The sequence below is a fragment of the Caballeronia sp. GAFFF1 genome (assembly GCF_023630705.1).
GTDB lineage: Bacteria > Pseudomonadota > Gammaproteobacteria > Burkholderiales > Burkholderiaceae > Caballeronia.
Genome location: NZ_JALQEM010000031.1, coordinates 251,236 through 276,878, shown reverse-complemented (window position 1 = coordinate 276,878; position 25,643 = coordinate 251,236). Strand labels below are relative to the sequence as shown.

19 protein-coding genes, 1 tRNA gene and 4 pseudogenes are annotated in these 25,643 nt (G+C 63.9%); 16 read left to right on the top strand and 8 right to left on the bottom strand.

Annotated features, from left to right (window positions below; translation table 11 throughout):
- Window positions 1-18: 18 nt before the first annotated feature.
- From NCR37_RS18125 to NCR37_RS18105, 5 genes are all read left to right on the top strand, one after another.
- Window positions 19-2,022, top strand: coding sequence for a VTT domain-containing protein (locus NCR37_RS18125; protein ID WP_250474216.1), 2,004 nt, complete (start codon window positions 19-21; stop codon window positions 2,020-2,022).
- A 43-nt stretch (window positions 2,023-2,065) separates the two neighbouring features.
- Window positions 2,066-2,686 (top strand): DedA family protein, encoded by a 621-nt coding sequence (locus NCR37_RS18120; protein WP_250474215.1) that lies wholly within the window; start codon window positions 2,066-2,068, stop codon window positions 2,684-2,686.
- Window positions 2,687-2,741: 55 nt separating this feature from the next.
- A tRNA-Sec gene (locus tag NCR37_RS18115) sits at window positions 2,742-2,837 on the top strand.
- Window positions 2,838-2,853: 16 nt separating this feature from the next.
- Complete coding sequence (locus NCR37_RS18110; protein WP_250474214.1) at window positions 2,854-3,426, top strand: hypothetical protein; 573 nt, start codon at window positions 2,854-2,856, stop codon at window positions 3,424-3,426.
- 305 nt (window positions 3,427-3,731) lie between these two features.
- Complete coding sequence (locus NCR37_RS18105) at window positions 3,732-5,357, top strand: MFS transporter (protein ID WP_250474213.1); 1,626 nt, start codon at window positions 3,732-3,734, stop codon at window positions 5,355-5,357.
- Window positions 5,358-5,480: 123 nt separating this feature from the next.
- Here the strand turns inward: NCR37_RS18105 and NCR37_RS18100 are convergent, their stop codons facing one another.
- Window positions 5,481-6,026 carry a TetR/AcrR family transcriptional regulator gene (locus NCR37_RS18100; protein ID WP_250474212.1) on the bottom strand — a complete coding sequence of 182 codons (546 nt, stop codon included), beginning with the start codon at window positions 6,024-6,026 and terminating at the stop codon, window positions 5,481-5,483.
- 362 nt (window positions 6,027-6,388) lie between these two features.
- On the opposite strand from NCR37_RS18100, the gene NCR37_RS18095 reads away from it, so the two are divergent.
- The 5 genes from NCR37_RS18095 (at window position 6,389) to NCR37_RS18075 (ending at window position 13,325) form a co-directional block, all read left to right on the top strand.
- Entirely contained in the window at window positions 6,389-6,553 is a 165-nt protein-coding gene (locus NCR37_RS18095; protein ID WP_250474211.1) for a hypothetical protein, read from the top strand.
- A gap of 462 nt (window positions 6,554-7,015) precedes the next feature.
- A complete protein-coding gene (locus NCR37_RS18090) occupies window positions 7,016-8,314 on the top strand; it encodes an ATP citrate lyase citrate-binding domain-containing protein (RefSeq protein WP_250474210.1) in 1,299 nt (432 codons plus the stop codon).
- Between the two features lie 11 nt (window positions 8,315-8,325).
- Window positions 8,326-11,025, top strand: a complete 2,700-nt coding sequence (locus NCR37_RS18085; protein ID WP_250474209.1) for a CoA-binding protein — start codon at window positions 8,326-8,328, stop codon at window positions 11,023-11,025.
- Between the two features lie 168 nt (window positions 11,026-11,193).
- Complete coding sequence (locus NCR37_RS18080) at window positions 11,194-12,492, top strand: MFS transporter (RefSeq protein ID WP_250474208.1); 1,299 nt, start codon at window positions 11,194-11,196, stop codon at window positions 12,490-12,492.
- A gap of 50 nt (window positions 12,493-12,542) precedes the next feature.
- Window positions 12,543-13,325 (top strand): substrate-binding domain-containing protein, encoded by a 783-nt coding sequence (locus NCR37_RS18075; RefSeq protein ID WP_250474207.1) that lies wholly within the window; start codon window positions 12,543-12,545, stop codon window positions 13,323-13,325.
- A 14-nt stretch (window positions 13,326-13,339) separates the two neighbouring features.
- Here NCR37_RS18075 and dctA read toward each other — a convergent pair whose 3' ends face one another.
- The 4 genes from dctA to NCR37_RS18055 all read right to left on the bottom strand — a co-directional run bounded on the left by dctA (window position 13,340) and on the right by NCR37_RS18055 (window position 17,668).
- The gene (dctA, locus tag NCR37_RS18070; RefSeq protein ID WP_250474206.1) at window positions 13,340-14,644 is read right to left on the bottom strand and encodes a C4-dicarboxylate transporter DctA; all 1,305 of its coding nucleotides are present in this window, start codon (window positions 14,642-14,644) and stop codon (window positions 13,340-13,342) included.
- A complete protein-coding gene (locus NCR37_RS18065; protein ID WP_250474205.1) occupies window positions 14,641-15,606 on the bottom strand; it encodes a LysR family transcriptional regulator in 966 nt (321 codons plus the stop codon). The genes dctA and NCR37_RS18065 overlap by 4 nt, the downstream gene beginning before the upstream one ends.
- 327 nt (window positions 15,607-15,933) lie before the next feature.
- Window positions 15,934-16,380 (bottom strand): type II 3-dehydroquinate dehydratase, encoded by a 447-nt coding sequence (locus NCR37_RS18060; RefSeq protein WP_250474204.1) that lies wholly within the window; start codon window positions 16,378-16,380, stop codon window positions 15,934-15,936.
- Between the two features lie 4 nt (window positions 16,381-16,384).
- Window positions 16,385-17,668 carry an MFS transporter gene (locus NCR37_RS18055; protein WP_250474252.1) on the bottom strand — a complete coding sequence of 428 codons (1,284 nt, stop codon included), beginning with the start codon at window positions 17,666-17,668 and terminating at the stop codon, window positions 16,385-16,387.
- 186 nt (window positions 17,669-17,854) lie between these two features.
- On the opposite strand from NCR37_RS18055, the gene NCR37_RS18050 reads away from it, so the two are divergent.
- The 3 genes and pseudogenes from NCR37_RS18050 to NCR37_RS18040 all read left to right on the top strand — a co-directional run.
- On the top strand, window positions 17,855-18,640 hold the full coding sequence (locus NCR37_RS18050) for an IclR family transcriptional regulator (protein ID WP_250474203.1): 786 nt from the start codon (window positions 17,855-17,857) through the stop codon (window positions 18,638-18,640).
- A gap of 153 nt (window positions 18,641-18,793) precedes the next feature.
- Window positions 18,794-18,880: pseudogene (locus tag NCR37_RS18045) on the top strand (RraA family protein); the annotation flags it as partial.
- Window positions 18,879-19,289, top strand: a pseudogene (locus tag NCR37_RS18040) (amidohydrolase family protein); the annotation flags it as partial. The pseudogenes NCR37_RS18045 and NCR37_RS18040, both read left to right, overlap by 2 nt.
- A 518-nt stretch (window positions 19,290-19,807) precedes the next feature.
- On the opposite strand, the gene NCR37_RS18035 reads toward NCR37_RS18040, so the two are convergent.
- Together NCR37_RS18035 and NCR37_RS18030 are read right to left on the bottom strand one after the other, a co-directional pair.
- The gene (locus NCR37_RS18035; protein ID WP_250474202.1) at window positions 19,808-20,080 is read right to left on the bottom strand and encodes a DUF1488 family protein; all 273 of its coding nucleotides are present in this window, start codon (window positions 20,078-20,080) and stop codon (window positions 19,808-19,810) included.
- Between the two features lie 69 nt (window positions 20,081-20,149).
- A pseudogene (locus tag NCR37_RS18030) lies at window positions 20,150-21,361 on the bottom strand (tyrosine-type recombinase/integrase).
- Window positions 21,362-21,648: 287 nt separating this feature from the next.
- Between NCR37_RS18030 and NCR37_RS18025 the strand changes: the two are divergent.
- The 3 genes from NCR37_RS18025 to NCR37_RS18015 are packed head-to-tail and all read left to right on the top strand — an operon-like array spanning window position 21,649 to window position 24,347.
- On the top strand, window positions 21,649-22,557 hold the full coding sequence (locus NCR37_RS18025; protein WP_250474201.1) for an ABC transporter permease: 909 nt from the start codon (window positions 21,649-21,651) through the stop codon (window positions 22,555-22,557).
- On the top strand, window positions 22,544-23,317 hold the full coding sequence (locus tag NCR37_RS18020) for an ABC transporter ATP-binding protein (RefSeq protein ID WP_250474200.1): 774 nt from the start codon (window positions 22,544-22,546) through the stop codon (window positions 23,315-23,317). The genes NCR37_RS18025 and NCR37_RS18020 overlap by 14 nt, the downstream gene beginning before the upstream one ends.
- Before the next feature lie 28 nt (window positions 23,318-23,345).
- Complete coding sequence (locus NCR37_RS18015; RefSeq protein WP_250474199.1) at window positions 23,346-24,347, top strand: ABC transporter substrate-binding protein; 1,002 nt, start codon at window positions 23,346-23,348, stop codon at window positions 24,345-24,347.
- 49 nt (window positions 24,348-24,396) lie between these two features.
- Here the strand turns inward: NCR37_RS18015 and NCR37_RS18010 are convergent.
- A pseudogene (locus NCR37_RS18010) lies at window positions 24,397-25,628 on the bottom strand (SfnB family sulfur acquisition oxidoreductase).
- Window positions 25,629-25,643 lie beyond the last annotated feature (15 nt).

Genomic DNA, 25,643 nt, shown 5'->3' with positions numbered 1-25,643 from the left:
TTTGCGCCAGGCGAACCGATGGAGCATTCCTACTACGCGCTGCTGCATCTGCTGTCGGGCCATCCGGAATGGACGCTCGCGGTCGTGCTGCTCGCGTCGTTTCTCGAATCGGTCGCGTTCATCGGCACCTTCGTGCCCGGCAGCACCGCGATGTTCATTGCGGGCGCGCTCGTCGGCGCGGGCGCGCTGAACCTCGGCTGGGTATTCGTCTGCGCGATCGCGGGCGCCATTGCCGGCGACGCCGCGAGCTTCTGCTTCGGCGCGCGTTATGCCGATGTCATCGCGCAGATGTGGCCGTTCCGCCGCCATTCGGGCGCGCTCGCCGCGGGCAAGCGGTATTTTCACGCGCACGGCGCGAAGAGCGTGGTGCTCGCGCGCTTCGTGGCGCCGATGCGCGCCGTGGTGCCGGTCGTCGCGGGCCTGTCGGGCATGACGCCCGCGCGCTTTCTGGCCGTCAACGTCCTGAGCGCGCTCATCTGGGCGCCGCTGCATATTCTGCCGGGCGTGGTGTTCGGCGCTTCCATCGAGCTGGCGGGCGCGGTGTCGATCCGGCTCGTCGTCATACTCGTGGCCGTGACGGCGCTCGGTTGGTTCGTCTTCAATCTGACGCGCGTGATCGTGGGACATGCGAAGGGCTGGACCGTCGCCTCGCGCGCAAAGCTGCTCGCGTGGGCGCAGTGCAACGACGGCGCGCCGGCGCGAATCGTGTCGCGCGCGCTCGATCCGGCGAATCCCGCGACTTCGCTCATCGTATCCATTTCCGTGTTGCTGCTCGCATCGGCAATGGCGTTCTTCTATGTGATGTCGAACGTGGCGCGCGGCTCGTCGCTCGTGCAGGTGGATGTCTCGACGTACCGCCTGTTGCAGTCGTTCCGCTCGACGTGGGCCGATTCGATCCTCGACGGCGCCGCCGCGCTCGGCAGCACGCCGACCTTGCTTGCGGTCGCGGCGACCGTCATCGTCTGGATGATTTTCGAGCGGCGCTGGCGCACGGTCGCGTACTGGGTCGTCGCGGTCGTGTTCTCGCAACTGCTCGTCGCGGCGATTCGCGTGACGGCGCATCACCGCTTGCCGCTGTCGTTCGCGCCGGTGGAGCACACGTTCCCGAGCCCGCATCTCGCGGCGGCCGTCATCATTTACGGCTTTCTGGCGTTTTTGCTGCTGCGCCGCGTGGGCATGCTGACCGGCGTGTTCATCGCCACGGCGACATCGGGCATCGTGACGGCCATCGCGCTCGCGGGCCTCTACTTCGGACGCTTCACCATCTCGGACGCGCTCGGCAGCGCGGCGCTCGCGGCCATGTGGGTGTTTCTCATCGCGCTGACCGCTGTTTGGCGGCATCCGGGCAAGCCCAGACGCCGTCCGCTGATGCCGTTCGCGATCCTTGCCGTGATCTGCGCGAGCGTCGGCTTGCAGTTGAGCGACGACACGCAGGCGCACAGCGCCCCGCCGCCGACCGTCGTCATCACGCCGATCCAGTGGATGGACACCGTCTGGCGCACCTTTTCGTGCTACCGCTCGAGCATGGACGGCGACCGCCGCGAGCCGATCACCGTACAGTGGGCCGCGACGCCCGCCGAGATCCGCGCGCAGCTGTCGAGCCGCGGCTGGACGCAAGCGCCGGGACTGACGATGAGGAGCGTGATGTCGGTCGTGTCCCCGAACGCGCCCGCGGCCGCGCTGCCGGTGCTGCCGCGCCTGAACAACGGCGAGCCGTCGAAGCTCATGTTCACGCGCTCGCGTCGGGGCGCGGACGAGCGCGACGTGCTGCGCTTCTGGCCGACGCGCTATGTGCTGAAGGAAGGCGCCGATGCGACGCCGACGCCTATCTGGCTCGGCTCGATCGTTCATGAGCGGCTGCGCCGTCCGTCGTGGCCGTTCAATGTGTTGCGCCCGGACCGGCGCGTCGATTCGATGGCGCTGGACCGTGGCGATGCGTCGTCATGGCACGGCATCGAAATTGCGAACAGCGCGGGGTGCGGCAGCGTGCCGGTGATGCTGGTCCAGTCGAGGCCCGAATGATCTTTCGAAGCGAATGCCGATGCGCGCGCCGCGGAGGTGGCAGTTGATCCAGATTCCTCCGACAGCGATTGCGCAGTGGGGCGCGGCCGCGGTCTTCGGCAACGTGCTGCTGACGCGGCTGGGCGTGCCGCTGCCGTCGGCGCCGCTGCTCGTCTTCGCCGGATCGATGATCGCGAGCGGGCGGCTATCGCTCTCGCATGTGCTGATCGCGGCGGTCTGCGGCGCGCTGCTCGGCGACAGCGCGTGGTTTTCGGCGGGGCGCATCTACGGACGGCGGCTCGTGGCCGCGCTCGCGCGCCGCTCGTATGCCATCGAATCCGGCATGCGCACGACGAGCGAGCTTTTCGAGCGGTACGGCGCGCCGATCATCGCGATATCGAAGTTCGTGCCGGGACTCGGACTCGTCACGCCGCCGCTGATGGGCACGACGCGCATCGCCGCGCTCGTCTTTCTTCTCTGGGATGCGGCGGGCATTGTCGCGTGGTCCGCGTTCTGGGTGCTGGGCGGCGCGTTGTTCCAGCGGCAATTGCACGTCGCGCTGGTCGAATTGCAGATGCATGGCGCGACCGTCATCGATCTGCTCGCGCTCGTCGCGTTGCTGTACTGCGCGTATCGTCTTCTGCGCCGACGCACGCCGGGGCAGTCCGGCGACGATGCGCGCTGACGGGTGCGTTTTTCGTTCCGCCGCTATAATCGTGCACTTCGTTTCTTTCAGCCGGGGAAGGCATTCGTATCCGGTGGTGCGGCTGGGCTTCAAACCCAGTTGGGGGTGTCAGACACTCCCATGTAGGTTCGACTCCTGCTGCCTTCCGCCACAAGCCTCACAGCGTGGTGAGTGCACTCGACATTCATGCTTCCGATTTCCGCAAAGATGCACTCGTTTCCGGAAAATCCCTATCGAGTGGGCTTCACGTTGTCGCCGCGCCGATTGCGCACATAGTGGTCCTTCATGCTGACGGATGTGCGGCCAAGCTGCTTCTGCGCCTGTCGAACGTCCCCGATGCGGCCAGTCACCCCACGCTTCTAGTTGCGACTGCTCGGTACAGCTTCGTCGGCGCGACGCCTGCGGGCTTTTACTGGGTCGCGCTGGACAGCACGCAGGTTCCCTTTGCGCTCGATCATCTTCAAGGCTTGTGCGCGGTGATTGCTCACGCAGGCCAACGATGCATCCGACAAGCTGCAGACGGGGGGCGGTCCCATCTTCAAGCACCGCCGCCGCTGTCGAGGCTATTTCGTGGTGACGTTGCGGGCAACGTCGAACTGGACGTCCCGAAGCATTTGCGCGAAGACCGGCGAGACAATAGCCATCGTGCGCTTGGCTTTCACTGCGTAGCCGGCATCAGTCGGGTGAACGCAGTTTTCGCTGATGAGCGACGATTCGCAGTTCGTAGCGTCTGCATGTAGTCGAACTGACTGACGAGCAGAACGTCGATTGGTTGAGCGTCCTGGCGAAGCAGAAACAGGCGACGATGGTGCGCGCAAAAACGGCGCTGCGGTTCGACTAGACAGCCGTCTCTGAAGTGGTCAGTAGTCGAACCGAGGTTTTGCAAACTGGAGTCTCATGAAGCGGCCGTTGGGGAGCAACCAAAACTCGCCCCTCGTCCGACTCGCTAGCACGTCATTCGAGCGGCCGGTTCTCCAGCCTTTGCTGACGCAAGCGCTTCATGGATGCCCACGGTCGCCCCACATTGTTATGCTACTCATCATCGATGGGAGCGGGGGGCAACTTGGTCAACCGGGATTTGCTCGACAGTGAGCCGAAAAAGCCGTGCGCCGTGCCTGCGCAGGGAAGCCCGTGCGACGAGCTTTTCATTCGCTCGCAGCCGACGAGAGTGAACCGTCCCTGCCGTCGCACGCGTCTCGCGCTCGCGGCGACGATTCTCGGGTCGAGCATGGCGTTCATCGACGGCTCGGTCGTCAACGTCGCGCTGCCCGCCATTCAGACCGACTTCCGCGCGAGCGTCCAGGCAGTGCAGTGGGTGGTGAATGCATACCTGCTTTTTCTCGGGTCGCTCGTGCTGGTCGGCGGGTCCATGGGCGATCACTTCGGCCGCCGCACGATCTTCATTGCAGGCATCTCGCTGTTCACGCTCGCTTCGGCCGCTTGCGGGTTTGCGCCGACCGTCCATGCGCTGATCGTCGCGCGCGCGTTTCAGGGCATCGGCGCCGCATTGCTCGTGCCGAGCAGTCTCGCGATCATAGGCGCCGTATTCGAAGGGGAAGCCCGCGGGCGTGCAATCGGCACGTGGGCCGGCGTGGGCGCGATTACATCGGCAGTGGGGCCGGTAGCAGGCGGCTGGCTCGTCGATGCGTTGTCGTGGCGAGCGATTTTCTTCCTCAACGTGCCGCTTGCAGCGGTGACGATTGCGCTCGCCGTCTTGTCGGTGCCCGATAGCCACAAGCTCAATGGGCCTCGACAAGTCGACTGGCCCGGCGCGCTGTGCGCGGCAGCAGGACTTGCCGCGCTCACATACGGTCTGACCGACGCCGCCGCGCATGGGTTCGCCGATCCGGTCGTACTGTCCGCACTCGGCGCCGGTCTCGTCGTGCTCGCCGCATTCGTGCGGATCGAGGCGAGAAGCCGTCACCCGATGATGCCGCTGGACGTCTTTCGCTCGCGTGATTTCGCAGGCGCCAATCTTGTGACACTGCTGCTCTACTTCGGCGTCGGTGGCGTATTTTTCTTCTTGCCCTTCACGCTGATCCGCGCGCATGACTACACGGCAACGCAAGCGGGTGCGGCGCTGCTTCCGGCGCCCGTCATCATCGGTTTGCTATCGCGTTTTACCGGTGGTCTGACGAGCCGCTTCGGCTCACGCTTGCTGCTGACAGTGGGGCCAGGCGTCGCGGGACTCGGTTTCGCAATGCTGGCGCTGCCGTTTGCGGGCGGCAGCTATTGGGGGGGATTCTTCCCTGCGCTCGCCGTGCTCGGCCTCGGGATGACGATCACCGTCGCGCCGTTGACCACGACCGTCATGATTTCGGTGCCGGCCGATCGCGCGGGCATTGCGTCGGGCATCAACAACGCTGTCGCGCGCGTGGCTAGCCTGCTGGCAATTGCCGTGCTTGGCATTGTGTTCGTGTGGTCGCACCACGCGGCGTTGTCGGCGCGGCTCGACGCGTTGCACGTGCCGCAGAATGCACGTGTGACCACGACGTCGTTGCAGTCGGGTCTTGAGCCTGCGACAGCGGCGGGCGATGGATATGCGTTACCGGTCGCACGGGCAGACGCCGACGCCATCGCTGACGCGCTGCGCGCCGTCGCGCTGGTCGCGGCTGCGTGCGCGTTCGCCGGAGCGGGAATTGCGGCGGCAACCATTCAGCCGCGCAAGTGATGGACTTGCCGTCTCCGTTCGACGTTCGCTTCCAGCGGCGTGCTCCAGGTTAGTCCAATGACGTGAACGGTGGGAGTTCAGCGCGCAGACAGATCATCGTCAGCGCGATGGCGCACCCTATTCCTATGCCGAGGCGACCGGCAAGCCGGCGATGAATTCATCGATCGCGGCGAACAGCGACGCGCGGCGCACGCCGTCCTGAGCCTCTATCGACAAACCTCCCATCAGCGTCATGCAGAGCGCGGCGATTGCTTGAACGTTAGCGTTGGCATCGAGTTCGCCTTCCTCGCGCGCCTGTTTGAGCCGCGCGGCGATCGAACGCGCCACGTTGCGGCGTTGCGCGCGCAATTCGTCGCGTAGTTCGGCGTGCTCGATTCCAACCGACATGCCACCGAGAAAAATCATGCAGCCACGTGGGGCCTGACCGCTCGTGAACAGTACGACGCTCGCGCGGAACATCGCGCGTAGCGCGTCCCGCACGGATTCATGCGCGTGCAACTGCCGAACCGCTGCGCCGCCTTCCTCGCGCGCGTAGAGGGCAAGCGCCTCGCGATACAGTTCCTGCTTGCTGCCGAAGGCGGCATAGATGCTTGGCGAATTGATGCCCATGGCATTGACGAGGTCGGACATCGAGCAGGTGTCGAAGCCTTTGGCCCAGAACACCTCCATTGCCCGCCTGAGCGCCGCATCGCGATCGAAAGCGCGCGGCCGGCCACGCGATCTTTTGGGCTCTTCCATTGGGCGCTGCCTGTCTAGCGTCATATTGTCTCCCGGTCCCGCTGCACGCGGCGGCATTGATGACGTGCATGCAATTCACAATTATATGTTGAGCGTCACAAAATGTCTGGACCTTATTGCGCGCGCTATTTACTATATGTGTCGATCGTTACATAAACCAGGTCTTTGGAGCTTCCATGAAAACGTCTATTGCCGCTTTGTCTGCCGCGCTCGTCATTGCTGCGCCTATCACAACTTTCGCAAGCAGTGCTGCGCCTGTCGCCTCACCGGCGAGCCCTGTTTATTCAGTGTTCGTGGATCAACCGACGGGTTTCACGTTCGTGAAGATGCCGTCAGGCTGGAAGTTCGTAGGGGCCGTATCGAAGGATGACGCGCAGCATCTGCCGGACAACGTGCTGAGGTCCAGTTCGCTGCCCGAGGACTACGCACAGTCGACGGCTGCGGCATCGCTGAAGTGAGTAAGTGGGAAACCCGGCTTTCGCTGGATTTTATGCGCCGGCAAGTGCACGCGGGGCCGACCTTGTGACGCGACTCGACGTTGACTCGAGTCGTCGCACTGATTTTCCACGCCGCTTCTCCGCATTGATAACGTCCGAACATCAATGCTTCCGAAAATTGCACTTCTTGTTTTAACCTTCTTGCGCAAGTATCTGATCTCAAGACGTTCATAAAAGAGAACGCGTCGGAGACAGGCACGAAGCGCGGAGTAGCGTTTCGCTGCATCCCAGTGCACGCCCGTTCGCGGCTGCCGTCAACAGTCATCGACGCATAACTCGCGTATTCCATCTCGCTACTTGAGTCCTGCCGCCGCTTTCGAGCGCATCTAGCGGCAGCGGTGCATCTCGCGCCTGCCGCAGCGAGTCAATGGACCTTCCGTATCCGCTTCATCCGTCATTGCTCAAAATCAGGAGACACGTCACATGCAGATCACCGGAATGTTGCACGGCACGCGCCTGTTGCAATTCGTCGGCTTTCCGTCGAGCGAAGTGCTAGGCCCGGGCGCCAGCGAGGAAGAGATCAAGTCGCTCATCGACCGACACGGCCAGATATTCATCAAGCCGGTTTTCAAGGGTGGCGTGGGCAAGAAGGGCAAAGCGGGCCTGCTCGGCCGCGCAACGGATCTCAAGACGGCGCTCGCCGAAAAGGAACGACTGTACTTCGCCGAACACGCCGTCGGTCATGTGAAAGCCAAGGCAAACGGGGTGACGTTCGAAGCGGGCGTGCCGGCCAAGCACGAAGTTTATTTCTCAATCACTGACTCCACGCGATTCCGCGCGCCGACCATGACGCTTTCGCACATGGGCGGCATGGACATCGAGGAAGTCGACCCGAAGCACGTCGCGATGGTGCCGTTCGATGCGCTGACCGGATTGAAGGCGTTCGTCGTCGCGAATGCGTTGAGCGAGATCGGCGCGCCGCGCGAGATCATCTCGCCGCTCGTGCAGCAGTTGCCGAAGCTCTGGGAACTGTTCCACGACTTCGGGATGACGACGCTCGAACTCAACCCGATCCGCATGCGCGAGGACAAGAAGGGACGTCTCACGCCCGTCGCATGCGACTTTAAGTGCGGATTCGATCGCGACGATCCACGCTTCTCGCGGCTCGGCCTGCCACCGCATCTGTTCGCCGCCGACTACTCGGATTTCGAACAGGAGATCAATCAGTTGCGCACGCACCAGGGGCAAAGCGATGTCTACGTGATCAACGACAAGGGCACGATCCTCGCGCCCACGTTCGGCGGCGGCGCGAACTCGCTCGTCACCGAAATGCTCGGCGATGCGGCGATCATCTCGTCGGACTTCGGCGGCAATCCTCCGTACGAAAAGATGAAGGAAGTGGCGCGCATCTGCTTCCGACACTGGCTGAAGCAGTCGAATGTGCTGTTCATCATCGGCGGCAAGTCCAACAACACCGACATCTTCGAAACCCTGCGCGCGATGGCCGATGCGCTGCGCGAGCACTTCAGCGAGCATGGACCGACGCCGCTTTATGTCGTGCTCGGACGCGGCGGTCCCAACCTCGTGCGCGGCATGTCCGCGCTGCGCGACACCTGCGATTCGCTCGGCCTGCCGTATCGCCTTTTTGGCTTCGACTCCGACATCAGCGAAGTGATCCAGTACGCGCGCCGTGCCGATACATGGATGCAGTCGGGCGGACGCGCGCAAGTGGCGGCGCGCATCGGCGCGCGCGACGCGCAATCGCATACGGCATCGGTTTGAGGAGAGCGGACATGCACAAGCAAGGCAATAGTCGTTTCAAATACTTCGTCGGAATTCAGTCGCTGGCGGATATCGCAACGCGCGAAGACCGCGTCTGCGTGCTCAATATTCTTGGTGGCGAATCATCGGACGTGACGCCGGTGAGCCACGCTTTCTCGGGAGGAAATGTCGTCTTCGGCACGGCGCCCGGCAAAGGCGGACAGGTGCTTGCGACGCCCGCAGGCGATATCCCGGTCTTCAACAACGTAAGAGAAGGGCTGGAGGCCGGGCATCGGTTCAACTGCGGCGTGGTCTATCTGCCGCCTTCGGCAGCGCGCGACGGCGTGGCTGAACTGATCCGCGTGAATCCTGATCTGCGCAAGATCTTCATCATCACGGAGAAGATCGCCGTGCACGATGCGCGTGAGATCCGCGCCATGGGCCAGCAGGCGGGCATCGACATCTTCGGCGCAAACGGGCTGGGCGTGGCGGACTCCTGGCAGCGCGTGCGCATCGGCGGCGCGCTCGGCGGCGACGATCCGGGCGCGACCTTGCGCCAGGGGTCGATTGCGATCTTCTCGAACTCCGGCGGCTTCAGCACCACGATTGCGCAGTACCTGCGCATGAGCGGCTGGGGCACTTCGACGGTCATTTCCAGCGGGAAGGACGTCTACATCCACTATGCCGCGCCGGAATTCGCCTTCGCGCTTGCAAACGACGCGCGTAGCAAGGCAGCCGTGTTGTACTGCGAGCCCGGCGGTTACTACGAGGCCGACGCAGACTTCACGAAACCCGTGGTCGCGTGCGTGGTGGGCCGCTGGAAAAGCCGTCTGACGCGCGCGGTGGGACATGCCGGCGCCATGGCGGGCGGCGCCGACGATGCGCTCGCAAAGGAACGCTGGTTCAAGGAGAAATTCGGCGTCGAACGGCTCTTCACACCCGGCGATCCGTGCTGCTCGGCGAAGGGCGCGGTGGTGACGAACATCGCTCATATTCCCGCCGCGCTCACGGCGGTAATGCGGGCGAACGCCACATTGCCCGACTTCGAGCCCGAGGGCAATCTCGCGCTCAAGCCGTGGTTCGGCTCCGATCAGGGGCTCCAATTGCCCGACGATCTCGCGCTTGCGGTGGTGAAAGCTGTCGCGCCCTATGACGAACAAGTCGCGCGTGTGAACGACCAGATCGGCGCGATTCCGCCGCGTCAGCCATTGAAGGATGCATCGGGCGCCTCGCAGATGGATGCGAAGACTCAGGTGAGCAGCCTGCACGGCCTATCGATGCTCGAAGCGGCAAAGCATTCCTTCGAAGCGAACGTCTGCCTCGCGCTGTTGCACGAGTTCGGCGGCGCGAACGACGAGAAACTCATGAACGTCGCGGTCGGCGCGGCGGTGAACCTGTACGGCACGCCTGAACTGGGCGCGGCGCAGGCGGCGCGGGAGGCGGGCAATGCGCCCAACGCGGTGCTCGCCGCCGCCGCCGCGATCGTCGGGCCGAATCGCCAGCGAGCGGCGCGCGAGGCGGCCAGGCTGATGATCGACCGCTTCGCCGCGGCAAAACTCGTTGACGCGTTCGACGACGACTTCGACATCGACGCGATCGACACCGAAGGCAGCGCGACACTGTTTTCCGATGAGCCCGATCCGAAGGCCGAAGCCATGCTCGCCGGCCTTGCCGCTCGTGGCGTGAGTTCCGTGTTCGTGCGATGGATTGCCGGCGGCCCGGGCCATCCGCGCGCGGACGCCGTGCTCGCGGCAATCACGACGACACTCGCCTGGGGCCCGCTCATGCGCAAGCGCATCTCGCGTCTGACGGCGGAGAGCCTGCCATGGTGGACGACGCTCTTCGGCACGCTGATCGGCGCGTCGGCGGACGCGTCGCGCCATCGTCCGGACAGCTTCTGCGACCTCTCCACCGAGGCGTTGTTCGGCGAGCGCTCGCTGACGGAAATCGCGTTCGCGGCGCTGCTCGGCCTCGAACCGTCCGCCGACGACCTGTTCGCTTTCAGGACGCTGACCGGATTGCTGCTCACGAACGGACCGGGCGCGATCTCGGCGCAAGGCGCGAAGGGCGCGGTATCGGCCGATGGCCCCGAATCGCCCGAACGCGTGCAATTGAACAAGGCGCTGACCGGTTTTCTGACGCACACCGGCTATACGCACGGTGGCAACGGCTACGAAGGCATCGCCTTTCTCAACGATGCGTTTCGCGACAGCGCCCTCGACGATCCCGCGGACCCGCATCACGGCGTCGATCTCGAAGCGCTCGCGCTGCGTTCCGTCGAGCATTACGCGCGATACAAGGCGAGCCAGAAGCAGGCCGGCAGCCTCGACATTGCCAAGCTGCCGGGCGTCAATCACCCGGTTTTCAAGGACAAGCCGGTGAATCTCGATCCGCGCGAGGTGTTCATCGCCGAGCTGTACGAGGCGCGAGGCGAGTACAACGCGTTTCATGCGTACTACCGCGCGCTGGTGCAGGCCTTGTTCGACGCGGGCGTCTCGCGCAACGTCTACTGCGTGAATGTCGATGCCGTGATCGCCGCGCTGCTGCTGAAAATGCTGTGGCAGCCGCTGAAGCGCGGCGCATTCAGCGAGGCGGATCTCGAAACTGCCGCGTTCACGATCTTTCTGTATCCGCGCATGCTCGGCTGCGCCGCGGAAATCGACGATCACCTGAACCGCGGCCGCAACATGGACACGCGCACGCCCGCTTCACAGTGCCGTTTCGTGGCCTGAGCGCTGACATCCGGGAGGTCGGCCGAGCCGACCGTTTCCGGCGATTGATAACCACCGAACATCAATCGTTGAGAACATTGCACTTATCGTTTTGATGGCGACAAGCCATCATCCCTGAAATACAAGAGCGGACAGACCGCAAATTTCGGGACTTCAGGAGACACATCGATGCATCCCTCACCTTCGACCCTTTCGCCGGGACATTCAAAGGCTGCGGCGGTTTTCCGCGTAACGGCCGGCAATTTCCTGGAGCAGTTCGACTTCTTCCTGTTCGGCTTCTACGCGACGCAAATCGCCGGCGTGTTCTTTCCGGCATCGAGTGAATTCGCTTCGCTGATGATGACGTTCGCGGTGTTCGGCGCCGGATTCCTGATGCGTCCGCTGGGCGCGATCGTGCTTGGCGCCTACATCGACGATGTCGGCCGCCGCAAGGGTCTGATCGTCACGCTTTCCATCATGGCGAGCGGCACCATCCTGATCGCATTCGTGCCGGGCTATGCGACCATCGGTCTTCTGGCACCCGCGCTCGTGCTCGTCGGACGTTTGCTGCAGGGGTTCTCCGCAGGCGCTGAACTGGGTGGCGTGTCGGTCTATCTCGCGGAGATGGCCACGCCTGGCCGCAAGGGCTTCTTCACGAGCTGGCAGTCCGCGAGCCAGCAGGTTGCGATCGTCGTTGCCGCGGCGCTTGGCTTTGCGCTCAACCAGTCCCTCGACACCGCGGCCATCGCGAGCTGGGGATGGCGCGTGCCGTTTTTCGTCGGCTGCATGATCGTGCCGTTCATCTTCATGCTGCGTCGCAATCTGGAAGAAACGCAGGAGTTCAAGGCACGCCAGCATCGCCCGAGCATGAAGGAAGTGTTCCGCACGCTGGCGCACAACTGGGCCGCCGTGATCGCCGGCATGATGCTGGTGGCGATGACTACCTCGAGCTTCTATCTCATCACGGTGTATGCGCCGACTTTCGGCAAGACGGTCCTGCATCTGAGCACGGCGGACAGTCTGCTCGTGACCTTGTGCGTAGCCGTGTCGAACTTCGTGTGGCTGCCGATCGGCGGGGCGCTCTCGGACAAGATCGGCCGCAGGCCGCTGCTCGTCGGCATGACGTTGCTCGCTATCGCAACCGCATACCCCGCACTGTCGATACTCGCCCACGCGCCGAGCTTCATCAACATGCTGTTCGTGCTGCTTTGGCTCTCATTCATGTACGGCATGTATAACGGCGCGATGGTCGTCTCGCTGACCGAAGTGATGCCGGTCGAGGTGCGCGTGGCGGGCTTTTCGCTTGCATACAGCCTTGCGACGGCGGTGTTCGGCGGCTTCACGCCAGCCATCTCGACGGCGCTCATTCACATGACCGGCGACAAGGCGGCACCCGGATACTGGATGAGCTTCGCCGCCGGCTGCGCGCTTCTGGCGACGTTCGCGCTCTATCGCCGGCGCGCAGCAACGCTGACTCCGGCGCACTGACGCGACGCTCGTTGCAAAAAGCGTCTATCGAACCCTACACGACTTCGATCATGAAAAACGTGCTTTCCAAACTATGCGCGGCGGCGCTCATCGCCACCTCGGCCGTTGCGTCCAGCGTACAGGCCGCCGACCTGCACGTGATGAGTTCGGGTGGCTTCACCGCGGCGTACAAGGTGCTCGGTCCCCGGTTCGCGTCCGAGACGGGCAACACGCTCGACACCGCGCTGGGTCCGTCGATGGGCAAATCGCCCGAAGCCATTCCCAATCGCCTCGAACGCGGCGAGCCGGCCGACGCCGTCATCATGGTCGGTTATGCGCTCGACGAGCTGATCCGGCAGGGCAAGGTCGTGCCCGCATCGCGCGTGGAACTGGCGGACTCGCGTATCGGCATGGTCGTGCGCGACGGCGCGGCCAAGCCCGACATCAGCTCGGCGGAAGGCCTCCGGCAGACTCTGCTGCATGCCAAGTCGATCGCCTACTCCGACAGCGCGAGCGGTGTCTATATCGAGCGGGAACTGTTCACGAAGCTCGGTATCGAGGATCAGGTCAAACCCAAGGCGAAGATGATTCCGCGCATACCGGTGGCCTCGGTTGTCGCGAACGGCGATTACGAGATCGGCTTTCAGCAGGTGAGCGAGTTACTGCCGGTCAAGGGCGCGACGTTCGTCGGAAAGATTCCGGAGTCTTTGCAGTCTGTCACGCGTTTTGCCGCCGGCATTCCGGTGAGCGCGCAGCATCCGAAGGAAGCAAAGGCGCTCCTCGACTATCTGGCGTCGCCCGGCGTGCAGGCCGATGTGAAATCGACCGGGCTCGATAGCGTCGCCGCGCATTGATCTAACCTTCGCCGTCAGCTTCCCGAGGTACTGCTTGCGTGGTCCTGTGTGGCGTCGCCCGGCGCCGGCGCGCGCAGCATTTGCGCAAGACGCGCGCGATCGCAGGCGCCATCCCACATCGAAACGAAGATCACCGCGCACGCGTTGCTGACCACGCTCGTGAGCGCCCGCGCTTCGGACATGAAGCGGTCGATACCCACCAGTAGCGCCACTCCCGCCAGAGGGAGATCCGGAATTACGGCCAGCGTCGCGACGAGCGCCACCAGGCCGCTCCCGGCCACGCCCGCCGCTCCTTTGGACGTCAGCAGCATGACCGCGAGCATCATCGCGATCTGCGACGCACCGAGCGAGACGTCGCACGCCTGCGCGATGAACATGGAAGCCAGCGTCAGATAGATCGCGGTGCCGTCGAGATTGAAAGAATAGCCCGCGGGCAACACAAGTCCGACGACGCCCTTGTCGCAGCCGAGCATCTCCAGCTTCGTGAGCAGGCGCGGCAACACCGGTTCCGTCGACGAAGTCGCCAGGACAATGAGCAATTCCTCGCGCAGAAAACGCAAGAGCCGCCACAGCGCGAAGCCGTGCAGGCGCGCGAGCGGAGCGAGGACAAGCGCGACGAACAGCACGCATGCCAGGTAGAACGAGACCATCAACATGCCGAGGGAGCCGACCGAATGAATCCCGAAGCGACCCACCGTGAAAGCCATCGCGCCGAATGCGCCGAGCGGCGCAAGCCGCATGATCATTGCGAGGATGCGAAACAGCGCCTGCGCGATGCCATCGATGAGCGCGAGCACAGGCCGGCCTGAACGCGGATGCAGATTGAGTGCGAAGCCGAAAAGCAGCGAGAGCAGCAGCACCGGCAGCACCTCGCCTTTCTCGAAGGCGCCAAGCATCGTATCGGGGATGACGTTCAGTGCGAAGGCGACGAAGCCATCCGGATGCGCCTGCTTCACATACTGCGCGAGGATTGTCGTATCGAGACCTCGGGCGTCGATATGCATGCCCGCGCCGGGCCGCATCGTAAAGGCCGTGATGAGTCCCAGCGCGAGCGCCACGGCAGTCAGAAAATAGAAGAGTCCCAGCGCCCGGAAGATCACGCGACCGATTGCCTTTCCGCTCGCCACAGAGGTGATTCCGGAGACGATCGTGCAGAAGACGATCGGCGTGATCATCATCCTTACGAGGCCGACGAAGCCGTCGCTGACAGGCTTGAGGAGCGAGCCGGCTTGCGGCCAGAAGTGCCCGAGCGCCATGCCGAGCAACATGCCCAGCACGACCTGCACATAGAGCAGACGGAGCGTTCTCGCCACCCTCACGACGCGGGCTTCCTGCTCGGGCGCGCTTTGCGCGCTACGTCGTCGGTCAATGTGCCGCTGCTTGCGACATCGCCTCTTATATCCAGAATCGTTTGATGAAACTCCTGCGCGGCTGGCGTGAGCGTACGTCCGCGGCGCCTCACAATGCCTACTCGCCGCTTCACGACAGGATCCACCAGCGGCACACTCGTGAGGATGTGATGATTTCGTCCAGGCATGGCCATCGACGGTACGGCGGCCACGCCGAGGCCCGCTTCCACTAGACCGAGCATGGTCGTGACGTGACGCGTTTCGCACACGCTCGGCGCGCGCGGCGACACGGCCGAAAGAGCCTGATCGAGCAACAGACGATTGCCCGACGTCTTGTCCACGGAAACGTATTCGTGCTCGTAGAGTTCGTTCCAGGTCACGCGTTTCTTGCGCGCGAGCGGGTGGTCACGACGGCAAGCCGCGACGAACTGCTCCTGCAGCAGCACTTTGAAGTCGACCTCGGACTCCTGGCTTCCCATGAAGCTGACGCCGAAATCAGCCTCGCCGCTGAGAACGGCGGAGAGCACCTCGTTCGCGCTCGCATCGAATAATTTCACCCTGATGCGCGGAAATCGGCGATGGAAGCTCGCAACCGCGCTCGGGAGAAAGTAGTAGGCCACGGATGGCACACAGGCAATGGTGACATGACCCAATCGGCTCGATGAGACATCGCGGATGCCGAGCAGGGCGACATCGAGATCGTCCAGCAGCTGTTCCGCGCTCGGCGCAAATGCCCGGCCGACAGTCGTGAGCGTCACGCTGCGCGTGGTGCGTTCGAAGAGACGGACGCCGAGCGCTTCCTCCAGCTTGTCGATCCGGCGGCTCAGGGCTGGCTGGGAGATGTTCACCGCCTCGGCTGCCTTTCGAAAGCTGCCCAGTTCCACCACAGCTCTGAATGCCTGCAAGTCGTTGAGGTCGAAGTTGACGCCCACGGGCCATTCTCCGCGTTCTTAGATGCCGATATTGTGCATGACGCAGAGGGCGCGCCTGTTTCTGCGGAGGGGAACGTGAGGTTGATCGGAAGGGGGCGAGGGTGCGGGACACTTCCTGACGACTATCGGACTTGCGTCGTTACGCGCCCGAGGGCGAGGCGATCGACGGCATCTTGGTGCTTTCGTTCGCCTCGCTCAACGTTGTCGAAGACTATCTGTGACGGCTGACTACCGCGACATCGAATGGCGCGAAAGAGAACTCGACAGCGATGCCGGCGAGGTCTGGACCGCGCTGAACGACAGACCGCGCGATGATTCAGTCAAGCATTAGCTCTCAGCGGACCAAAGGTCATCGACGGCGCGAACCGCCAGCAAGTACCCGTTCGCGCCCGCCCCGCAGATCACCGCGGTAGCGGCCACCGAGATGGTCGAGTGACGGTATTCCTCGGAGCGCCGATGAATGTTCGTGATATGCACTTCCACCACCGGCTGGCGGATCAGCTTGACTGCGTCGAGTACGGGAATCCGCCCGAACGAAAAGCCGGCCGGGTTGATGATGAGCGCGGCGTCCTGCAGAAATGCTTCCTGGATCCAGTCGATCAGTTGGCTTTCGCTGTTGGTCTGACGGAAGACGCAATCGAACTTGAGATCCTCGGCAAGCGCTAGGCAGTTTTGTTCGATGTCCTTCAGCGTCGTATGGCCGTAAAGGTGCGGTTCGCGCAGGCCCAGCATGTTCAGGTTCGAGCCGTTGAGGATATAGAGTTTGCGAGTCATGGTTTCAATGTGTGGCGCTGCGTTCGAGGGCCGTGTCCTTGGTTTCCCGCGACGTGGCGATCATGAGGAAGGAGAGCAGGTTCAGCGAGCCACAGACAGCGACGATGGCCCACGGCGAACCGTGAAAGGCATTGAGGAGGGCCACCGCGACGATCGGCATGGGGCCGCCGGTGAGCAGATTGGCGCCCGAGTACGACAGCGCGGACCCCGTGTAACGCGCTTCGGTCGGGAAGGATTCGGCGAACCATACCGGCTGGATGCCGCTCTGGAACTGCGTGAAGCCGAGAAATGCGCCCATCACGGCCATCGTCATGGCGACCGAGTGCTGGTTGAGGATCGGGAAATAAATCAGACAGCAGACGAGCGTACAGAACGAGCCGATCATCAGCGCGCCTTTGCGCCCGATCCGGTCGCTCAGATAGCCGCCCGCGAGCGCACCCACAATGGCACAGACATTGGCCACCATCAACAGCATGAAGCCGGTCTGCTTGGGCACCCCGAGGTTCTTCGTGAGATAGCTCAGCGAGAAGACCACGATCAGGTAGAAAAGCGCCGCCGGGCCGCAGAAGAACAGTGTCAGACGCAGTGCGGTCCGCCAGTGAAACTTGAAGACGATGCCGAGCGGATTGGCGGCGCGCGCGCCTTCGCCCTTCTTCTTCAGCGCCTCGAAGGCCGGAGTCTCGCTGACCTTCATGCGGATATAGATGCCCAGCAGCACGAGCACGAAACTGGCGAGGAACGGGATTCTCCATCCGAACGATTCGAAGTCATCGGCCGAAAGCAGGGCGGACAGTGCGAAGAGCGAGAAATTCGCCAGAATCTGGCTGAGCGGCGAGCAGATGCCGAGCAGGCCCGAATACCATCCGCGTTTCCTCGCGGCCGCGTGTTCGACCGCCATCAGTTGCGCGCCGGTCGATTCCCCACCGAGCGCGAAACCCTGAACGATGCGCAACGAAACCAGCAAGGTCGGCGCAAGAATGCCGACTTGCTGATAAGTAGGCAGCAGGCCCATCATGAACGAGGACGCGCCCATCACCGAAACGGTGACGAGCATCAGGTTGCGCCGTCCCCAACGGTCGCCGAGCATGCCGCAGATCACCGCGCCGAGCGGACGCGCGGCGAGCCCTGCCCAGAAGCTGGCGAGCGACGCAAGCAGCGACGCGGTCGGGTCGAGCGATGGAAAGAACAGCTTCGGAAAGATCGTGGCTGCGACCACGCCGTAGAGCGCGAAATCGAACCACTCCAGCGCCGTGCCGACGGTCGCACCCGCCACTGCGCGACGCGCCATCAAGTGGGCCTGCGCGGATCGTTCGCCCGCGGCCATGTTCGGGTCAGCGGTAACTGACATGGTGTCTCCTGGATTCTCAGATGTTGGGGTTCGTTTCTGGGGACGAACAAGTGTTATTGTTGGCTCTGCCAACGCCGCATGTTCCGGACCGGAACTGCTTTTCATATCACGAAAAACCGACGGATCATGTCGCTGAAGAACGGCCTGAGAATTCTGGATTTCCTCGCGTCGCAAGGCGAAGGCACGGGACTTCTGGAGATCGCCGATGCGTTAGGCATGCCGCGGAGTTCATGTCATCGCGTGCTGGCCGAACTGGTCGAGAGCGGTTATGTGCGTCAGTTCGCCGAGAACAGCCGCTACATCCTCACGATGCGCATGACGTCGAACGGCCTCGAGTTTCTGAGCCTGACCGGCATAGCGGACATCGCACAGCCGATCATCGAACGTGTCGCGGCGCAGACCGGCGAACTGGCGCGGCTTTCGCTGGTGGATGGCGAAGCCATCATCTGGGTCGGAAAGGCGGACGGACAGCGCACAGGCTTTCGTTACGATCCCGACATGGGTCAGGCAGCCAGGCTTTCATGCACGTCGACCGGTCACGCGTGGCTCATGACGATGTCGGATGAACAAGCGGCCGCGCTCGTGCTGAAGCAGGGCTTCGGTCAGCCGAAGGAATTCGGCCCTAATGCGCCGACGACGCTGAAAGCATTGTTCGGTTTCCTGCACGCCGCGCGCGTGCGCGGCTATGCAATGATCGACGAGGTGTTTGCGCCGAGAATGTCGGCGGTCGCGGTACCCGTGGTCAGCGGCTCGCGTTGCGTCGGCGTCATCAGCCTGGCGGGTCCGCGTAAGCGGCTGACCGCAGAAAAGATCCACGAGTATTCCGAGCTGCTGCGCGAGGCCGCCGACGAACTCGCCCAGCTCAGCAACATGGCTGGATTTCCGAGCCGGCCACCTCTGGGCAAGGGATGATGGAGCGGGGGGAGACTCATCGACGGCCGACACCGTGCGCTGCATCGGCGCGTGGGTGACAGGATCATTCGACTAGCGGCCCCTGGATACCCGAGCGCGTGGCCGGGGTAACGGGTCGCACGACGACCGACATGCGACGGCACCGCATGAGCCAGCCATGAACTCGTAGAAGCTGCGGCGAAATTCCAGGCCGCCATCCTCGCCGACGTCGCAGGCCGGCGCGGCACCGTGCACGGCCGCGAAGCTTTCGCAACTGGAGCGGCATCTCGCGGCGCTGCCTTGCCCGCTCGTCATCGACCATATCGCGCATGTGCTGCAGCCCGGCCGAGCTTCCAGCGACGCGCCACGCACGGTGCAGCGTCTCATGGAGAGGGGCAACACGTGGATCACGTTGTCGGGGCCGTACGTTGATAGCAGGACGGGCGCGCCCGGTTATGAAGACGTCACGCCGGTCGCCAGGGCACTCATCGCCTCGACCCCTGAGCGCATGCTCTGGGGCACGGACTGGCCGCATTCGACGCAGACCGCCGGCAAGCCGGACGACGCCGGCCTTGTCGATGTCATCGCGGGCTGGATCGACAGGCCGGTGCGGCAGCAGATGATCTTCGTGACGAATCCGACTAGGCTCAATGGTTTCGATGCCGCGTAGGCGGTTGGTGATCGGGGGAATCCCTCATCCTATCGGCACTTTCGACTGTATTGCGGCGTCGTGGAGGGCCGGTCGAATGACCGAATATGCTCGTTAGCGGCCTCGCGGCCTCGCGGCCTCGCATGTGGGAGCGGCCGCTTTGGGTCGGCAACACGCATTGGCGGCTTCCTGAAGCCGCCGGTCAACTGCACCGGGAATGCGGTCAATTGACGTGCGCCAGCCAGGGGCGTCCGCGAGGGCGGACATTCAGCGCGACGCCGAACGTGCTGTTCCCGGGCAGCAGCGCTTTGGCGATCACTGTCAAGGACGCGGGCGCGGGCGGAAGCGAGAGCGACCCTTTGATGTGCCCGAAGACTCTTTGGAAGGAGGTTGCAGGGCGGGCCATGGCGTTGTGCGATCGACCGTGGTCAGCGACGTAATGCAACTAATGGTCTATTCCCGGAAAGCCCCAAACCAGCACCCTCTCAATAGGAACGGTCGCTGTCGCCTCGGACGAGTCTACAGCGGCCCTCGACGACTCAGCGCGTCATCTTGAAGTCGGCACGGGTGAGGCTGACGGTTGGCGCCGGGCGCGCTCGCGCTTTCCGGAGTGCCATCGCTTGGATCCGGTCGAAGCCATCGATCACGGCCTTCAATGTGCGATTGTCGTCCGCGTTCTGCGTGAGCAAAAAATACGTCTTTAGCGCGGCGCGCGAGACGACGCAGGTCACGGCCACGCCGCGGACAATCAGGACGAAGCTGACGCTGCGCTTGTCAGCTGCGATCTCCAGGTTCGGAACGGCGACGGTCATGGACATACGGCGATGAAGGAACGACTCGGGTGGCGTCGTTATCGTTACTGCAACCGCTCACCAATCGATTCAATGCTTTTCCTCGGTTTCCTGATGGCGGCGGTCATCATCATTTATGGAGGTAGAGGCTGGTTGTAGTCAACGATGCATCGCCGAGATTGTCGCGCACCAATCGAAGATCCACACGCTGATCGGCCATGTGTGAACCGGCGGTGTGCCTAAGCCAGTGCGCGGACGCTTTCTCGAGGAGGTCGGCCCGGGCTGCCGAGGCCTCATCGCCGTGCCGAACCGAGCGGCCGCACCCGCGAACACGTCTTTCACGATCGCGTGCAGTGCCGCGCGGGTTAGTGGGGCGCAGGTCTCTGTCCGTTCATTGAGGGCCGTCGCGCCGATCGGCAGAACGAGGGGCGTTTCTTCCTTGAGTGACGGAAGCGCGCTCATGCCCAGATGCAGTCGATAGCGTGACAGCTCCATCATCATTTCGCATGCCGGGCACGAGTCGCTCCTTGCCGCCCCTTGCCGCGCACGGCTAACCACCAGCGGATCGACGAGTTCGCGTCTCGGCGGATGAAAAACTGTCCCATCGTTTGCTGCCGAGTTCGGCAATGCGCAGGCCGCCGAGGTAGATCAGCGTGGTGAGCCAACGCGCGCGGTGGGCATGCGCGTTGTCGCGCGGCCGTTCCCGCGGCATGGTGGCGATGTACTCTTTGACCTCCTGCCAGAGACTTGGCTCCAAATAACGCGTGATACGCGGCGCCACGTGTCTGGCGCGCTGCCGTGACAGCGAGAGCGGATTGCCGGCCAAGTAGCCGGCTTGCACAAGCCACGAAAACATCATGGAACACATCATGTTCAGAATGACGGTGGCCTGGCGTCGACTGGAGGGGCACAGCGGCCATAGAACGGACGCCAGCGCGCGTCGCCGCGCGGATGCCTGCGGCCGCCGCCGGCGACCCATGCGGCGGCGGGCTGCGGATCGGCGAGGAATTGCTGATAGCGCAGACAGTCCTCGTGCGTCAACGACGAGAGCGGCTTGCCGAGCACCACGACGGCCCACAGCAGAAGACGCTCGGCCTCCTTGCGATAGTTGTCGAAGGTGGTCTTGGTGCCGATAAAGCGCGACAGCCACGCGCGGATTGCGTCGAGATCGTTATCGGCGGCGATCTGCGCACGGGCACCTATGGCCCGGTTCGATCCCGTGCTGCCGTCGAGTGCAGGCGGGACCGAACAGCAAGCTCGTGAACTTGTCGGCACACTTAGAATTAGCTTGTCGACCGACAATACGGGGAATCGCCCAGAACCGTGGCAGCTTCACGGGACGGCAATTGATGTCGCGATCGTAACGCAAGGCGACAAGGTCCCTTGCACGGCAAAGCAGCGCAGCGGGAAGCGTATGGATCGTATTGCGGGCCATTTCTCGCGATAAGCGAGATCCGCATAGTCTCTCGACTGCAATAGTTATCTGGTTCGGCTCGCATAGCATGCGGGAAACGCTTCGTTTCCTCGGGGTAGGGACGAACGTAGCATCATTTGTTCTACTTGCTCTCGGACAGATGCGCCGGATGCCCATGAACGTTCCCCGCTATCCTTCTGCCGCGCTAAGGCTCGATGCAGGCGCTCCCCACGGACGGGACGACAAGCGCACAAACGACACGCGCACACTCGTCGATCTGCCCACGCGCGAAGCGGCGCAGGCAAGCGCGGTCAGGCTAAGCGCGCTGCGTTCGCGCGGTCTGCGTGTCGGCGTTCCCCTTGCATTGATCGTCTTGTGGCAGCTTGCATCGTCGCTGCAGGTCGTCGCGCCTGAAACGTTACCGCCGCCGACCGTCATCGTCGCGGCGCTGAAGGAACTCGTCGCGGACGGCGAACTGCAAAGCGCGATCGGCGTGTCGCTCGTGCGCGCGGCGACGGGCCTCGCCATTGGCGGCGGTATCGGTCTTATAGCCGGTCTCTTCGCGGGCTTGTGGCGCGTCGGCGAGGAGATCGTCGATGCGCCGCTGCAGATGCTGCGCACTATTCCTTTCATTGCCCTGATTCCGCTCTTCATCACCTGGTTCGGCATCGGTGAAGGCGCGAAGGTCGCGGTGATTCTCGCGGCCACGATCTTTCCGATGTATCTCAACACCTATGCCGGCGTGCGCGGCGTCGATCCGAAGCTGCTCGAAGCGGCGCGCGTTTTCGGCCTGTCGAGCCGGCAGATGGCGCTGCGCATCATCCTGCCGACAGCGCTGCCGTCAATCCTCGTCGGCGTGCGCTATTCGAGCGCCGTCGCCTTGCTCGCGCTCGTCGTCGCCGAGCAGATCAACGCCCAGAACGGCATCGGCTACATCCTCGTGAACGCGAACCAGAACCAGCGCGCGGACATCATCATCGCGGGCATCCTGGTATATGCGGCGCTCGGCATCGTCACCGACCTCGTGATGCGCGCGCTCGAACATCTCGCTTTGCCGTGGAGGCCGCGTTTTGAACTCGCCTGACATCGAACGCTTCGACGCGTTGCAGCAGCGCGAAGCGGCGCTCGAACTCGACTGCGTGAGCCGCGTGTTCTCCGGGCGCGCGGTGCTGAAGGACGTCTCGCTCACGATCAGGCGCGGCCAGTTCGTGTCGATGCTCGGCGCATCGGGCGCGGGCAAGACGACGCTGTTGCGCATCCTCGCCGGGCTCGATCGCGCCGACAGCGGCCGCGTGCGCGTCGCGAGCGCGCGTTCAGTGGTGTTCCAGGAGCCGCGTCTCGTGCCCGCGAAGCGCGTATGGGAAAACGTCGTCATCGGTCACGACCGCCTGGGTGCGGCGAAGCCGTCCGCGCTCGCCGCGCTCGACGAAGTCGGGCTGTCCCGCCACGCGCAGGGCTGGCCGAAGACGCTTTCCGGCGGCGAGGCGCAACGCGTCGCGCTCGCGCGCGCGCTCGTGCGCGAGCCGAAGCTTCTTCTGCTCGACGAACCGTTCGCCGCGCTCGATGCGCTGACGCGCATCCGCATGTACGAGCTCGTCGCGCGTTTGTGGCGCGCGCATACGCCGGCGGTGGTGCTGGTCACGCACGACATCGACGAAGCCATTCTGCTGTCGGATCGCATCGTCGTGCTATCGCAGGGCGAGATCAGCGCGGATGTGACGGTCGATTTTCCGCGACCCCGTTCGCGCGGCGACGAGCACGCCATCGCGTTACGCGCACGGCTGCTCGCGGAACTCGGCGTCGACGACGAAGCATTGAAAGCCGCGTCAAGAAGCGCGGCGTAAAGACTTCATTCACTCAGACCACTCCTTCATGCGTATCAAGAAACGCTTCATCGCTTATTTCGCGGCGAGTTTCGTCGCGGGGTCGTCGGCATCGTTCGCGCAAGGCGAACCGCTGACGCTCACCATCGGCACGCAGGACGCCGCATGGCCGCTGATCGTCGATGCGTCGCACGTGCTCGACGGCGCGTCGTACAAGGTCAAGTGGGCCGTGCTGACCGGTCCGGCGGCGCAACTGTCTGCGCTGTACTCGAAGGTACTCGATGTCGGTCTGATGGGCGATACGTCGCTCATCATCGAACAGGGCAACGCGCGCACGCCGTGGTCCGTGCAAACCGCGCCCCTGCAGATCATCGCGGGATGGCGCAATCCTGATAGCAGCTATCCGCCTATCGTCACGGTCGTGCGCAAGAATGCCGACGTCAAGAACCTCGCCGATCTCAAGGGCAAAACGTGGGGCTATAACTTCGGCGGCTTCAACTATCTGCAATACGTGCTCTCGTATGTGAAAGCCGGACTCAAGCCCAAGGACTTCGAGGCCGTCAAGTTCGGCGACGGCAACGTGTCCGCGTCTGCCTTCAATGCGGGGCAGGTCGCGGTGTATTCGGGCGGCTACGGCCCGGTCAAGGAAACGGTGGACAAGGGCGACGCCCGCGTCATCATCAGGAGCGACGAACTCGATATTCCGGCGCTGTCCGTGTTCACCGCCTGCACCGACGTGCTGCGCGATCCGAAGAAAAGCGAGGCGCTCGGCGACTTCCTCGGCCGCCTGAAGAACTCGTGGACGTGGTGGGCGCAGAATGTCCCGGCCGTCGAGCGGATTTATCTGGACAAGATGAAGCAAAGCCCGGCGCGCGCGAAATTCTCCGCTGAGAACGGGCGTTCCCGGTTCTATCCGCTCGACAAGGAGCTCGTGGCGCGCGAGCAGAAGATTGCGGACACGCTGTATAAATCCGGCGACATCAAGAACCAGATCAAGGTGGACGTGGAATTCAACCCGGTATTCGACAAGCAGGCGGTCGCATCGCACTGAAGCATCGCGCAAAGGGCGTGCCTTTCGTTCTGAAGGCCCGCCCTTCGACTTACACGTCGAGCTTCGTGTAAGGGTGCGCGTAGGTGAACGGATCGCAGAGCGAATCGTTCAACGCATACTGCCCGACCGCATGATATTTCCACCGCACGCTGTCGTGCAACGTGTGCGTGCGCGCATTGCGCCAGTGCCGGTCCAGATGGTGTTCGGAGCGCGTCGACTGCGTGCCCGCGAGCTCGAACAGCTTGTTCGATGCATCGAGCGCGAATCGCGTCGTGACGATCTTCGCTTCCGCCGTCGCGACGATGGCGGCGGCGACCGCCTGGCGCGGCGCGTCCGGCTCGCGCGCCCGGTCGATCGACTCGGCCGCGCGTGCGGTCAGCGCCTCGGCCGCGTGCAGATCGACCGTCAGTGCGCCGATGTCGCGCAGCGTGTACGGGTCGTCGGTCGCGTGCGATGCACCGCTGCCGCGCGCAGGATGCGCGAGCGCGTGCAGGAAGCGCTTGGTCTCGTCGAGTGCGGCGCGGCCGATACCGAGATCGATCGCCGCATGCAGCACCTGCGACACCGCATTGGCCGCATCGATGTTCGGCCGGCGTCCGCGCGCGACGATCTGCAGCGCATCGAGTTCGACCTCGTCGAGCCGCACCTGACCGCTCGCCGTCGTGCGCTGACCGAAGCCCGACCAGTCGTCGATGACTTCGACGCCGCGCGCATGCCGTGCAACGAAAGCGGTCACGGGAAGGCCGTCGTCGTCGCGCGCGGCGACGGGAATCCAGTGCCGAAGAGCGCGCCCGTCGAATAGACCTTGCGGCCCGTCAGCACGTAGCCGCTGCCGTTCGCGCGGCGGCGCACGCGCGTCTCGTGCTCCGAGGGCAAACGGTCGCCCGGCTCCGCGGTCGCATTGCCGAAGCGCTCTCCGGCGAGCGCGCGTGAAAAGAAGAAGTCCTGCTGACTCGGCGTGCCGTCGTGTCGCAAACGTTCGAGCGTTGCGAAGTGATTCTGCGGAATCTGCCCGAGCGACGAGTCCGCCGCCGAGATCGTATCGAAGACCTGCGTGATGGTGCGCACGGAGACGTCGATGCCTCCGAACGCGCGCGGCACGCCGATGCCCCATAAGCCGCTCGCGCTGAACACTTCGACCTCGTCGAGCGGCAGCCGGCGATCGCGATCGCGCGCGGCGGCGTCGACGGCGAACTCGGCGGCGAGACGCCGCGCGGTGTCGAGGGCTTCATCGTCCGAGCGAATGAGCGCCGCGCGCGTGAGTTGCGTGTCCTGTGTCATGCGGTTCGTGTCCTC

Coding starts and splice junctions, on each gene's coding strand:
- NCR37_RS18125 (WP_250474216.1), top strand. CDS start 19: ATGGAGCATTCCTACTACGCGCTGCTGCATCTGCTGTCGGGCCATCCG.
- NCR37_RS18105 (WP_250474213.1), top strand. CDS start 3,732: ATGGGAGCGGGGGGCAACTTGGTCAACCGGGATTTGCTCGACAGTGAG.
- NCR37_RS18100 (WP_250474212.1), bottom strand. CDS start 6,026: ATGGAGGTGTTCTGGGCCAAAGGCTTCGACACCTGCTCGATGTCCGAC.
- NCR37_RS18090 (WP_250474210.1), top strand. CDS start 7,016: ATGCAGATCACCGGAATGTTGCACGGCACGCGCCTGTTGCAATTCGTC.
- NCR37_RS18085 (WP_250474209.1), top strand. CDS start 8,326: ATGCACAAGCAAGGCAATAGTCGTTTCAAATACTTCGTCGGAATTCAG.
- NCR37_RS18080 (WP_250474208.1), top strand. CDS start 11,194: ATGCATCCCTCACCTTCGACCCTTTCGCCGGGACATTCAAAGGCTGCG.
- NCR37_RS18075 (WP_250474207.1), top strand. CDS start 12,543: ATGAAAAACGTGCTTTCCAAACTATGCGCGGCGGCGCTCATCGCCACC.
- NCR37_RS18060 (WP_250474204.1), bottom strand. CDS start 16,380: ATGACTCGCAAACTCTATATCCTCAACGGCTCGAACCTGAACATGCTG.
- NCR37_RS18055 (WP_250474252.1), bottom strand. CDS start 17,668: ATGGCGCGTCGCGCAGTGGCGGGTGCGACCGTCGGCACGGCGCTGGAG.
- NCR37_RS18050 (WP_250474203.1), top strand. CDS start 17,855: ATGTCGCTGAAGAACGGCCTGAGAATTCTGGATTTCCTCGCGTCGCAA.
- NCR37_RS18035 (WP_250474202.1), bottom strand. CDS start 20,080: ATGACCGTCGCCGTTCCGAACCTGGAGATCGCAGCTGACAAGCGCAGC.
- NCR37_RS18025 (WP_250474201.1), top strand. CDS start 21,649: ATGAACGTTCCCCGCTATCCTTCTGCCGCGCTAAGGCTCGATGCAGGC.
- NCR37_RS18015 (WP_250474199.1), top strand. CDS start 23,346: ATGCGTATCAAGAAACGCTTCATCGCTTATTTCGCGGCGAGTTTCGTC.